8 protein-coding genes are annotated in these 13,617 nt (G+C 44.4%); 6 read left to right on the forward strand and 2 right to left on the reverse strand.

Annotated elements, in window-relative coordinates; all coding sequences use genetic code 11:
- Position 1: 1 nt before the first annotated feature.
- On the reverse strand, positions 2-1,075 hold the full coding sequence (locus tag VK179_12560) for a PfkB family carbohydrate kinase (GenBank protein HLO59569.1): 1,074 nt from the start codon (positions 1,073-1,075) through the stop codon (positions 2-4).
- A 367-nt stretch (positions 1,076-1,442) separates the two neighbouring features.
- On the opposite strand from VK179_12560, the gene VK179_12565 reads away from it, so the two are divergent.
- The 6 genes from VK179_12565 to VK179_12590 all read left to right on the forward strand — a co-directional run bounded on the left by VK179_12565 (position 1,443) and on the right by VK179_12590 (position 11,147).
- The gene (locus VK179_12565) at positions 1,443-3,530 is read left to right on the forward strand and encodes a S9 family peptidase (protein HLO59570.1); all 2,088 of its coding nucleotides are present in this window, start codon (positions 1,443-1,445) and stop codon (positions 3,528-3,530) included.
- Between the two features lie 164 nt (positions 3,531-3,694).
- On the forward strand, positions 3,695-4,405 hold the full coding sequence (locus VK179_12570) for a carbohydrate-binding family 9-like protein (GenBank protein HLO59571.1): 711 nt from the start codon (positions 3,695-3,697) through the stop codon (positions 4,403-4,405).
- Between the two features lie 153 nt (positions 4,406-4,558).
- Positions 4,559-5,182, forward strand: a complete 624-nt coding sequence (locus tag VK179_12575; GenBank protein HLO59572.1) for a TetR/AcrR family transcriptional regulator — start codon at positions 4,559-4,561, stop codon at positions 5,180-5,182.
- Positions 5,183-5,208: 26 nt separating this feature from the next.
- Complete coding sequence (locus VK179_12580; GenBank protein HLO59573.1) at positions 5,209-6,555, forward strand: TolC family protein; 1,347 nt, start codon at positions 5,209-5,211, stop codon at positions 6,553-6,555.
- Positions 6,556-6,584: 29 nt separating this feature from the next.
- A complete protein-coding gene (locus VK179_12585) occupies positions 6,585-7,700 on the forward strand; it encodes an efflux RND transporter periplasmic adaptor subunit (protein ID HLO59574.1) in 1,116 nt (371 codons plus the stop codon).
- Between the two features lie 18 nt (positions 7,701-7,718).
- Entirely contained in the window at positions 7,719-11,147 is a 3,429-nt protein-coding gene (locus VK179_12590) for an efflux RND transporter permease subunit (GenBank protein HLO59575.1), read from the forward strand.
- A 126-nt stretch (positions 11,148-11,273) separates the two neighbouring features.
- Here the strand turns inward: VK179_12590 and VK179_12595 are convergent, their stop codons facing one another.
- Positions 11,274-13,418, reverse strand: coding sequence for a hypothetical protein (locus tag VK179_12595; protein HLO59576.1), 2,145 nt, complete (start codon positions 13,416-13,418; stop codon positions 11,274-11,276).
- Positions 13,419-13,617 lie beyond the last annotated feature (199 nt).

Consider the following 13,617-nt stretch of genomic DNA (forward strand, 5'->3'; position numbering starts at 1 on the left):
TCTACCTTTTCACCCTGGCATTACCTTCCCAGATACTCCAGATCTGCTCTTCATCAGCAGGCTGAGCATAATCGGTTAAGAAGGTAGTTGCCAGTGCGCCGCTTGCCCATCCAAACCTGATCCATTTCTCAGGCTCCCATTCTTTAAGTATGCCATACAGTAAACCGCCGACAAATCCGTCACCTCCGCCTATTCTGTCGAGCACACCAATTTCACGCGGTTCTATTACATGCCAGTCATCGCCTTCAAGCATGATAGCGCCCCACATATGCGAGTTGGAGCTGATAACCTGACGGAGTGTGGTGGCAAATACGGAAGCATTTGGAAAAGCCTTTTTCACATTGCTGATCATACCTTTGAATGCCTGGATTTTCGAGCCAAGTTCTTTGCCACCCGCCGCGGGACCCTCAATGCCGAGGCACAGCTGAAAGTCCTCTTCATTGCCAACCAGTATATCCGAAATTCCGGCTATTTCCGTAAAAATATCCCTGAGTTCCTTTTCGCGGCCTTTCCAGAATGAAGCCCTGTAATTCAGATCGAATGAAATGCGGGTGTTATGCTTTTTTGCAGCCCTTGCCAGTTCAAGGCAAAATGTGCTTGTTTCTTTGGAAAGCGCGGCAATGAGCCCCGACAAGTGAAAGATCTGCACCCCTTCGGATCCGAAAATCCTTTCCGGATCAAAATCTTTTACATTCAGCGTTCTTCCCACCTCACCGGCACGGTCATTCAGAACACGGGGACCCCTGGATCCATAGCCGCTGTCGGCTATGTTGAACTGGTGCCTGTAACCCCAGGGATCACCCTGTGGTACTTCCCTTCCCTCATAGGCCATATGCCTTGCCGCCAGGTTGCTTTTTATAAATGCGGCTATGGGACTGTCTTTCACAAAAGTAGTCAGAACTTTCACAGGAAGACCCAGGTACGAAGAAATACTGGCCACGTTTGATTCAGCGCTTGTGGCCTGCATGTGAAACATTTCACTACTTTGAACAGGTTGTCCGTTAACCGGTGTTATCCTGATACCCATGCTGGTAGGCACTATCAAAGACCATTTAAATTCACTGCGGAGTTTCATTATTTAAAAATTTCAGAACGTAAAGATAATGAATTGAGAGATTTGCTGTATTCGGGGTCGGACCAGACTAATTGTTTGTTGCCTAGTTTTTTAACTCATTTAATGAACGCATTTTCGATCTTAGAGGCTCATTTTTGGTATCAAAAACAGGTCTGTAAGATTTCACACATTTGAACATTAAATCTTAGAAGGTCAAAAACATGCCCAAAAACAGGCCTCTAAGGTCAATATTTGCCCAAAAATTGGCATTAATACTCTGTTCAAGAATGGTTTAGTTTGGTCCGACCCCGAAAATAAACCCCGAAAATACAGTTCATTTTCTCAAGTTCGCTCAAAACTTTTACCTTTATGAACCATTTCTTATTTTATGAAAAAAGTTATTATTCCCGTAATTCTGATTATGCTGATTACTAGTTGTAATACCGTAGATAAAAACGGCAACCAGGCCGAAGGTGATTTTTCAAACCAGCTTACTCCCGAAGAGATTACCAATGCCCGCTTTACACCGGAAATACTTTGGAAATTCGGACGTGTTGGTGAAATGGAACTCTCACCGGATGGCAGCGCCATTCTGTACACAGTAACAAGGTACGACGCAAAGACCGATAAAAGGCATACCTGGATTTATTCGGTTCCGTCAAACGGCGGAGAGCCGGTAAACCTTACATCCAACCTGGGATCTTGTGCCAATCCGCGGTGGATTGATAACGATAAGGTGGCCTTTCTTTGCAAATCGGATGATCGGATGCAGATATGGACAATGAAACGGGATGGTTCGGATGCCCATGTTGTATCGGATATTCCGGGCGACGTGAATGCATTTGGCTTTGCACCTGATGGCCGGAATGTTTTCTATACTCAGGATGTGAAAATGGATTCCACCACCGAGGATATCTATCCCGATCTTCCCCTTGCCAAAGGAATGGTGTTCGAGGATATGATGTACAGGCACTGGGATTCATGGACCGATTATTCTTACAGCCACATCTTTATCACCCGTTTTGAGGATGGCAATATCAAGACAGGAAAGGATATCATGGAAGGAGAGCATTTTGATTCTCCTCTTTCACCTTACTTTTCAATAGAAGAAATCTCATGGAGCCCGGATGGAAAAAAACTGGCCTACACCTGTAAAAAGCTTACCGGAAGGGCCTACAGTGAAAGCACCAATTCCGATATCTATGTTTATGACGAGGGCGGCAATACTGTAAATATAACCGAAGGAATGCCCGGTTATGAAAAGTACCCTGTTTTCTCGCCCGATGGTTCCCGGCTGGCCTTTATGAGTATGGAAACACCCGGATATGAAGCGGATAAGGAACGGCTATTCGTATACGACTTCAATACAAAGGAAAAGACTTATCTTACTGCTGATCTCGACCAGAACGCCGCACATTTTTCGTGGACAGATGACAGTAAAAAGATCTTTTTCATAAGCGGTGTAAAAGCCACCTACCAGGTTTTTGAATTTAATGCCGATACAAAAACCTTCAGGCAGGTAACAAAGGGTGTTCATGATTACACCAACCTGGCCTATAGTAACGGAATCCTGGTTGGTACCAGGGCAAGTATGATTATGCCGAACGAGCTTTTCCGGATTGATCCGGAATCAGGCAAAGAAACCCAGCTTACTCACACCAACAAAAATATTTATGATGCCATAAAAACAGCAAAGGTTGAAGAGCGATGGGTAAAAACAACAGACGGAAAGGATATGCTCGTGTGGCTGATTCTTCCGCCTGATTTTGATTCAACCAAAAAATACCCTGCCTTGCTCTTTTGCCAGGGGGGACCGCAATCCGCCGTGTCGCAATCTTTTTCATTCAGGTGGAATTTTCAGTTGATGGCTTCAAAAGGATATATAGTGGTGGCCCCCAACCGCAGGGGATTGCCTACATTCGGCCAGGACTGGAATGCCCAGATATCGGGTGATTACGGCGGACAAAACATAAAGGATTATCTCAGCGCTATTGATGCGATAAGCAGGGAATCCTATGTGGATTCTGATCACCTGGGAGCCGTGGGTGCCAGTTACGGCGGTTACTCGGTACTTTATCTTGCCGGTCATCACCAGAAAAGGTTCAAGGCATTCATAGCCCATTGCGGAATGTTTAACCTCGAAAGCCAATCGACTGCCACTGACGAAATGTTTTTCGTTCATCATGACCTGGGTGGTTATGCATGGGATAATCCAAAGCCTGTAAGCTACACAAAGTATTCACCCCATCTTTATGTAGATAAATGGGACACGCCGATCATGCTGGTGTCCGGAATGAATGATTTCAGGATTCCCTATACCGAAAGCCTGCAGGCTTTCAATGCCGCACAATTAAAAGGCATCCCCAGCAAACTGCTTATCTATCCGGATGAAAGCCACTGGGTGCTTAAACCGCAAAACAGCATTCTGTGGCAAAGGGAGTTTTTCGGGTGGCTTGATCGGTGGCTGAAACAGTAACTGGTGACTGGTGACTGGTGACTGGTGATTGGTGATTGGGAGTAAGACCTGACAGAGTCCGGAGGACCTGTCAGAGTCTGGTAATGAAGATTCAAAATGATCAGAACGGTAAGACGAAGTCGGAGACTTCGCCTGGCAATTGTGGAAGTATTATACAATAAGATATGTCTAAAATAGTATTAACCATTCTAATCGCAGCTTTTATGATGAAGAGCGGATTCGGTCAGTCGGGTAACCCTGCTGATCACGTGCTTAAGGTGAGCAAATGCAGTGATTTCGCGCTGACAGGCGACGGAAGCAATAATGAGTGGCAAAAAACTTCTTGGACCGACCTGGTGCAGAACCAGTCGAAATCGCCCTACAAAACGCGGTTTAAAATACTATATTCCGTCACGGGAATCTATTGCCTTTATCACTGCGAGGACAGGAAAATCACTGCCACATTACGCGGTGAGAACCTTGACCTGTACAATGAAGATGTGGTGGAGGCTTTTTTCTGGGCTGATGAATCGCTGCCTGTATACTTTGAATATGAACTATCGCCCCTGAATTATGAGCTTGTTCTGATGGTTCCCAATTATGACGGCAAATTTCTTGGATGGATTCCCTGGCATTACAATGGAAACCGGTTAACAAGGCATGAAGCGAAGATCATAAAAGACGAGAGTGACCAGGTAACCGAATGGGTCGGTGAATTTTTCATTCCCTTTGAATTGATGAAACCGATGGTTCAAAAGTCTCCGGTATCGGGAGATAAATGGCGTGCCAATTTCTACAGGATTGACTATGATGAAACACCGGGCGACTGGATGTGGATGCCTGTAAACGTGAACTTCCACGATTACAGGAATTTCGGAAGTATACAGTTTGAATAAAGGGAGTGATTTTTACCTCCTGCCCTTGTTGAAATTCAGTTCGAAAGTTGCGCCTACAGCAACGAAAAACGGTAAAAATTTTCTCATTAAAATCTATTGGAAACTTTTTTCGTATAAATTGTTTCTATAGTTTTTTTAGTTTATTTTTGCAGCATGAACGAAGAACTGTCGGTTATATTAAAAAGGGTTCTTGCTTTATACAGAAAATACGGCATTAAGAGCATCACCATGGATGATGTTTCGCGTGAGCTTGGTATTTCTAAAAAGACGCTTTACCAGTATGTGAAGGACAAAGATGAATTGGTAAGCAAGGTAGTGGAGCTTGAAATATCATCGCATCAATCGCATTTAATGCAGAGTTGCAGCGAGAATCTGAATGCCATTGAACAGATTGCTGAAATTTCGCGATGTGTGAGTTTTATGCTAAGGGAATACAGTGCTGTTGCCGAGTTTGATCTCAGGAAATATTATCCTGACCTTCATAAACGGCTCAGGGAAGTAAGAAGAGAAAACATGCTCCGGTTTATACATGATAACCTGGTTCGCGGAAAGAACGAAGGGTTGTACAGGTCGGATCTCAATGCTGAAGTTGTTGCCAAAATTGCACAATCCCATCTTGACAGCATGTTTGAAAGCGAGATCATAACGGTAGCTGAATTTTTGGAACCGGCATTTTCAATGGAATTTTTCAATTATCACCTTAGGGGGATTGTCAGTGAAAAAGGTCTAAAGGTTCTTGACGATGAATTAAAATCGTTTGGGCGCCAAAACAAGTAAAGTTTAAACTGTTAAACCATTATCTAATGAAAGTTACTATTTATCTGTACATGATGATCATGTTATGCATTGTCCTTCCTGTTCAGTCACAGGTTCAGCAGAACAATGAATCCATGAAATTTTCGCTTGAAGAAGCGAGGCAGTACGCACTTAAAAACAGTCCGGTATTGCTGAATTCTGCACGCGATGTTGAAATTGCCAAAAAGAAAATATGGGAAACTACAGCTGCCGGTTTACCGCAGGCAGTGTTAAACAGTTCATACAGCTATTCACCCAAACTTGCCGGTTTAGGCCAGCTGTTTACAGGCGGTGATACAACAGGAGGCGGCGGAGGCAGTCCCTTCGGCAACTTCAACCCTGATGACCTGAAGACAAGCTTCTTCATGAATATACAGGTTTCTCAACTTATTTTCAACGGTCAGTATCTTGTCGGATTGAAAGCATCAAAAGTGTATTCGGGATTATCCGAACTTGCTGAGACAAAGTCGAAAACAGGTGTTGCAGAGAACATTACGAATACTTATTTCATGGTGCTCATCACCCGTGAAGCCAAGGAAATTCTTGATTCCACTCTTAAAACGGTTCAGAAAACGCTGTTCCAAACCCAACAATATTATCAGAACGGTTTTCTTGAATCAACCGATGTGGATCAGCTCAAAATTCTGGAGTCCAATATTAAAACCCGCTTATCGGTATCGGTCCGGCAGATTGATTTGATTGACAGGCTTCTTAAATTTCAGATGGGAATCCCCATCGATCAGCCGATTGAGTTAACTGACCGTATTGAACCGCTTGTTGACGGCTTCCTGATGAACACTCAAAACCTGGATTCCTTCAGGCTTGAAAATAATATTGACTACCGGCTCCTGCTTACCCAGGAAAACCTTACCAAACTGAATTTGCAGGCGCAAAAATCGCAGTTCCTTCCTACAATTTCCGGTTTCTACCAGAGGTATGAAGACTTTGACAATAATTTATTCAATGACCAGTCTGCCAATACTTTCGGTTTGACGCTTAATTTCCCATTATGGAGCAGCGGACAGCGCTTATCTCAGGTAAGTCAGAGAAAAATTGAATATCTGAAAGCTAAAACAAACACCGAAATGGCAGCTGAAAGCCTGATGATACAATATGAGACTGCCTTATCGGAATACTTATCCGCCAGGGATATTTACACCATGCAAAAAGAAAACAGGGATCTTTCACTGAGAATATTCAAGAAATCGGTTACGAAATTTTCTGAAGGAGTCGGTTCAAGCCTTGACCTTAACCAGGCACAAACACAATACCTGGATGCCGAAGGCCTGTATTTTAATTCAGTGCTTTCTTACGTATCCGCTAAAGCAAAACTAGAGACATTATTAGCGCAATAAAAATGAACAACACAAAAATGAACACAACCATGAAAACAAGAGTATTAATCCTTCTGACCTTTTTTATTATTGCATCATGCGGTGGCGGCGATAAAAAAGCCCAGCTCGAAGCATTAAAAAGCAAAAGAGACAAAATCAATGCACAGATAGAAAAACTTGAAGCAGAAATTGCCGCTTCGGGAGATTCAAACAGTATAAATGCAAAATCTACATTCGTAGCCATTGAGGAAGTAAAAGCCGCCGGCTTCAAACATTATATTGAGGTGCAGGGAAAACTCGACGGTGATCAGAATGTGGCCGTTTATCCCGAAATGATGGGCAACCTGGTTGAAGTTACAGCCCGTGTTGGTCAACGCGTTAGTGCCGGGCAGGTACTTGCCCGCATGAATGATGCCGCCTACCAGGAGCAGTTAAAAGCTCTTCAAACAAACTACGACCTGGCAGTTGAAACATTCAAGAAACAGGAAAATCTCTGGAAGCAGCAGATCGGTTCTGAAATGCAATACCTCCAGGCTAAAACAGCCAAGGAGTCGCTTGAATCGCAAATTGCAGGTCTGCAAAAGCAAATCGACATGACAAGGATCACATCACCGATAACCGGTAATGTTGAAGAATCAATGGTAAAAGTTGGCCAGGCAGTTTCTCCGCAGATGCCGGCATTCAGGGTTGTGAATTTCGGCGACCTGAAGGTGACTGCCGATGTGGCCGAAGCCTATACCGACAAAATCAACGTGGGCGATGAGGTTATTGTTTATCTTCCTGATATAAAGAAAGAAATCAATGCCAATGTCAGCTTTACCAGCAAATACATAAACCCCACAAACCGCACCTTTACTGTTGAGGCCCGTTTGAAAACAGGAAGCCAGGATCTGAAAGCCAACATGGTGGCTGTTCTGAAAATTAACGATTACAATTCCAGGAATGCATTTGTAATCCCTGTAAACCTTGTAAGAAATGACAACAACGGAGAATTTGTGCTTGTGGCCAAAGAGGAAAATAACAAGTATATAGCCCGGAAGCAACAGGTTCAGACCGGACAGGTTTACAATGGACTGGCAGAGATTGTTAAAGGTCTCGAACCCGGCGAAAAGTTAATTACCGGAGGTTATCTTAACCTGAACGAAGGTGAATCGGTAAGGTTTTAACCCAAAAAATCCGTTATCATGATAGGAAACTACAAAGAATTTAAGCCCACAAGCTGGTCGATTGACAATAAGACCAGCATGTACATGCTGGCTATCATCCTTGCAATTTTCGGGTTCATCAGTTATGCCACGATTCCAAAGGAACAGATACCTGAAATAAAACTTACCTATGTGGCGGTTTCGACCATTTATCCGGGTACATCGCCAAAGGATATGGAAAACTTCATTACAAGGCCGCTGGAGAAGAATATGAAATCGCTCGAAGACATGAAAACGATCACGAGCAATTCAGTCCAGGATTTTTCAATGATCCTTGTTGAATTCAACGCCGGTACGGATATAGTGGAGGCAAAACAGCGCGTTAAGGATGCCGTTGACAAAACAGCACGCGACCTTCCTAATGATCTCACTGATGATCCGACTGTTGCTGAAATCGATTTCTCGGATATTCCGATTATGAATATCAATATTTCGGGTAATTACAGCCTGGATAATCTAAAGGAATACGCTGACCTTATGCAGGACCGGATTGAACAGGTTCCTGAAATAACCCGCGTGGATATTGTAGGTGCACTCGACAGGGAAATCCAGGTTAATGTGGACATGTACAAGATGCAGGCCGCTATGGTTACTTTCCGGGATATTGAAAACGCCATTAAAAGCGAAAACGTTACCATTTCCGGCGGAAACATCGATATGGAAGGAATGAGCCGCTCGGTGAGGGTTGTAGGTGAATTTGTAAACGCCGATGTGATCAAAAACATCACGCTTACTTCTTCAAGCGGAGCCATTGTCCGGCTCTCAGATATCGCCGAAATAAAGGATTCTCACAAAAAGGCCGAAAGCTATTCAAGGTTATTCGGAAAAAATGTGGTAACACTGAATGTGATCAAAAAAAGTGGTGAAAACCTGATTCACGCAGCCGACCAGATTAATGTCATCCTGGATGACATGAAAGGAACTGATTTGCCTAAAGATCTGAATATTGTGATCTCAGGCGACCAGTCATATTTCACAAAGAACATTCTTAAGGAACTCAATAACACCATCATAATCGGTTTTATCCTGGTTACGATTGTGCTGATGTTCTTTATGGGTTTGACCAATGCGATTTTCGTGGGGTTCTCTGTTCCGCTATCCATGGCCCTGGCATATGTTTTCCTACCTGTATACGGGTTCACCCTGAATATGCTTGTGATGTTCTCATTCATTTTTGCCCTTGGTATTGTAGTGGATGATGCCATTGTAGTAATTGAAAACACGCACCGGATTTTCAAAAAAACGGGCATGGATATTAAAAATTCAGCCAAAGCAGCGGCCGGTGAGGTATTTGTTCCGATTCTTTCAGGAACAATGACTACACTTGCGCCGTTCATTCCGCTTGCTTTCTGGCCTGGTGTAGTGGGTAAATTCATGTATTATATTCCGATTACCCTTATCACCACCCTGATTGCTTCACTGCTTATAGCATACCTTCTTAATCCCGTGTTTGCTGTTTCATTTATGAAACCTGATGAAGAAGAAGGGGAAGTAAGAGACCGCAGGAAAATTCTGAAAACCGGTCTGATCATTTTCCTTATTTCAGCATTATTTTATATACCGGGATTCGCCGGAATGAAGTTCTTCATGGGTTTAGCCAACCTGGGTGTATTCATTGCCCTGAGTTATGTAGCTCACAACCTTTGGATGTGGAAAGTACTGCTTAAATTCCAGCAACGCGTTATTCCGGGTATGCTTGAGAATTATGAAAAGGCATTGCGCTGGGCACTGAAAGGAAAACGGCCGAAGAGGCTGCTGTGGGAATTGATAGGGCTCTTTGTCCTCAGTCTTTTCATTTTTGTATGGAGTAAACCCAATGTGCTTTTCTTCCCGGAGGGTGATCCCATGTCGATTTATGTTGAAATAAAAATGCCAATCGGTACCGAAGTGAATGTTACCGACTCCGTTGCCAGGGTCGTCGAATCCAAAGTGAACAAAGTTCTGGGCGAAAACAACCCGATCGTTGAATCGGTAATCACAAACGTTGCCAAGAATGCCACTTCTGAAATGTTTGCTTCCGGTGACCAGGCTAATTCTAACCTGGCAAGGATTTCAATAAACTTTGTGGAGTTCGCCAAACGTCATGGTCAGAAAACGACGCCCTATGTTGATAAAATAAGGGAAGAAGTCAGGAATATTGCAGGTGCCGAAATAACAGTTAACAAGGAAAGCAATGGCCCGCCTGTCGGCAAGCCCATAAACATTGAGGTTTCGGGTGAAAACCTGGATGAGCTCATCGCCACAACGGATAAATTGTCGCGTTTTATTGATTCAATAGGAATAGACGGTATAGAAGACCTCAAATCGGACTTTGAAACCTTCAAACCTGAACTGATAGTTAATATTGACCGTGAGCGTGCCAACCGGGAGGGGATTACAACCGGTCAGATCGGAATGGAACTCAGAACGGCCATAACTGGTAATGAAGTATCCAAATTCCGTGAAGAAGAAGATCAGTATCCTATACAATTGCGTTACAGCGAATACCAGCGTGAGAATATCGACAGGCTTATGAACCTGAAGATAACTTTTATGGATATGGCAAGCGGACGCCTCAAGAGCATTCCGTTGTCCTCTGTGGCTTCGATAAAATACCAGAACACATACGGGGGTATCAAAAGGAAGGATCTGAAACGGGTAATCACGCTGTCGTCAAACCTGTTGTCGGGTTATAACTCCAACGCGGTGAACCAAAAGATCCGCCAGGCTCTTCCGAAATTTGAAAAACCGGAATCCATTGAAATATCCATTACAGGGGAACAGGAAGACCAGGCTGAAAACATGGTATTTCTCGGTAAAGCTTTGCTGCTTTCCATATTCCTGGTTTTGTTCATTCTCGTAACCCAGTTTAATTCAAAAAGCAAACCGGTAATTATCCTTTCGGAAATCCTTTTCAGTATTATCGGTGTAATCCTCGGATTCACGCTGTTTAATATGGATTATTCCATCATCATGTCAGGTATGGGTATTGTTGCACTGGCCGGTATTGTGGTACGTAACGGAATATTGCTTGTTGAATTCACCGACAGGCTGAAGGAAGGCGGTATGCGGACACGCGAAGCCATTGTACAGGGCGGAAAAGTCAGGATCACTCCGATTGTGCTGACCGCTACAGCCACCATTCTGGGTCTTATTCCGCTGGCCATCGGTTTTAATATTAATTTCGCCACCCTGCTTACTGATTTAAGCCCGCAGCTACATATCGGAAGTGACACAAAGGATTTCTTCGGGGCCCTGGCATGGACAATCATTTTTGGTTTGTCGTTTGCGACAGTTCTGACTCTTCTGTTTATACCCGTAATGTATAAGATTCTGTGGGTAGCGAAGATTAATATGTGGCGCAGATCACATCACAGGAGGCTGAGGAGAGAGGAGAGAGAAGAGAGGAGAGCGCTGAGAGCCCGGTAGGGAGTAAGGAGTATGGAGTAGGGAGTAAGGAGTAAGACCTGACAGAGTCCGGAGGACCTGTCAGAGTCTGATTTAATAACACAGCTTAGAGCCAAAAGGCGTAGTTTATAACTGCGCCTTTGCTTTTTATGGTAATTTATTTATTCCTTCATATCTGACCTTCCACGTTCCGTTCTTAGGGAAACCGGGAAGATCGGTACGGGAATTATCAAAACCTGCACACATAATGGCAATGGCGGTGAGCAAACCGCCATTGCCGGGCAGGTAAACCCTCAGCCGGTCGTTCTGGTAATTATGGCCGTTCGGAAGCCATGTATTGGATCCGGTTTTCATAAAAAGCGCATCAACAGCCTTTTCAGGCATACCAAGGCGGGTAGCTGCCATGGCAACCATCGGAAAATCCCATCCCCGGGTTTCATTCCAGTTCCAGTTGTTCCACACAAAATCAAATGTTTTTCTCATCACTGCTGTATCCACAAGCCTGCTTTGCGGCAACATACCATAAGCAGCGAGCACAACAGGATGGTCTGTCAGAAACCTCGGATTAGTATAAGAATCAGGGGCCGTTTCAGTGGCAAGGTAAATATTACCCGATTTTGGCAAAGGCGATAACTGAACCAGCACGCTGTCCCACTCCTGGTTTCTTTGTATTCCCAGCCGTTCCCGCCATTTCTGTGCGGTGGCAAGACCATAATACCAGTAAGCCAGCTCAAAAGAAGGATTCAGTGTGGTTTCAGGAGGATATCGTTCCTGTGCAGGAATAAGGGTCGGTCCAAGTACAAACCGATTGTTTACCCTGTCGCGCCAGGCATATGAAGCCATAAAATCAGCCGTGGCAAAAACAAGACCTGCATATTTTCTCACCGTCTCAACATCCGGTTTGCTGCGGTAGCACAATTCTGCCAGGTATATGACATGAGGTTGCTGCCATATCAGGAAGCTTCCTATATCTGAAGGACTGTCATTACCGTAAGGATCAGTCATTTTAGGCCACCTGTATCCGCGAAAACCCTGGCGATCTGCCGTGTTAAATGCATTCTCCGAAATTCGCAGGTAATATCCCAGGCTTTTCTCGAGCAATGCAGTGCGTTGCCAGAGTGCAAAATGTGCCGACTGCCACCAGTGCATTTCGAGATGGAATTTGCCGTACGAGCTGTTGTATGTAAGGCCTGTTTCCTGGGGTGGCAGTATTCCGGAGCACTGTATTTTAGTAAGATATTGCGACAGCACAACCCGTCGTTCCAGCTCAGCAGCCCGCGGGTCAGTACTTCCGCTGAAATCGACCGCCCCACCGGCCGACCAGAAAGCTTCCCAGAGAACCCGGTTATTGCGCTCGGTGGTTTCGAAATCAGGAACGGATGTTTCTGTCACCTCCGGTGAAAATAAGCAACTGATGGTAAATGAGTCCCGAAGAGAATCCGGAACAATTATAAAATCATGTGCTGCATTCTTCAATAGCCGGGCTTTCCCCTTCCAAGCCAGGTTAGCGCTGTAAAATGTTGAATCCATCCTTCGGTTTATTATAACCGAGGTATCGGTTGCATAGCGAGGCAGGGATATATGACGCTCAGGCCGGGTCCAGTCGCAGCCTTCGTCAGTATGCTGCCCCGATGGGTAAGGAAACCGGATTCTTACCCTGAGAAGACCTTTTGAAATCAGAGGAGATACAATTTTTGCCGAAACCACGTCCATTTCCTGGTGGGCATAGGTAATCACTTTCACAGCGTATCCTTCAGCAATAAAGGCGCTTTCAATTTTTCCGCTCCACGGGTTAAGCGACTGGCTGACAAAATCAATGTCACGGGGGTTTACAGGGCTTCCGTCGGGATGTATCAGATCTAGGCCAAGCATTCCGAGGTGTACCCTGTGCGGATTCTGTCTGAAATAATCAGCGGCGGCTTCCTTTCGGGATGTGTTATTCCACTCGACATTATAGGATACTTTACGACCGTGGTAATTGTAATTTTTCAGGCATTCGTTAATATTGTAATTATGAATATTCGGAAAGCTGTGCCAGCCCCAGTTTGAATAACTGCCGAGAGGAATCCCGTTTTCATATAACTCCGGGTAAGTCTGCAGTCCTGTAAAATCAACTGTAAATGCAAATCCGCCATTGCCCACAGTAAGTGAAGACACTGAATCGACCGTGGTTATATTCACAATATGTCTTTCTACAAGCGCCTTGCGATCGATTTTTTCAACGGGCTGAAGGTGGGTGCAAGCGGTGAAAAAAGTGAAAAGTAAGATCGGTATATTTTTTACAATGGTCATTTTAGTCTGTTGGTCTGTTGGTAAAACTTCTTAAATCGTAAATCAGTGTTCGGCGTTCGGTGTTGATTTTCAGGGACCTTAGGGACGATAGGGACTATAGGGACCGCAGGTATCCAGTATCTAGTATCCAGTATCCAGCGTCCAGTATCCAGCATCCAGCATATATAGCCTATACTAACAAATCAATTCTCAATTCGTC

This window comes from Bacteroidales bacterium (assembly GCA_035299085.1).
Classification (GTDB): Bacteria; Bacteroidota; Bacteroidia; order Bacteroidales; family UBA10428; genus UBA5072.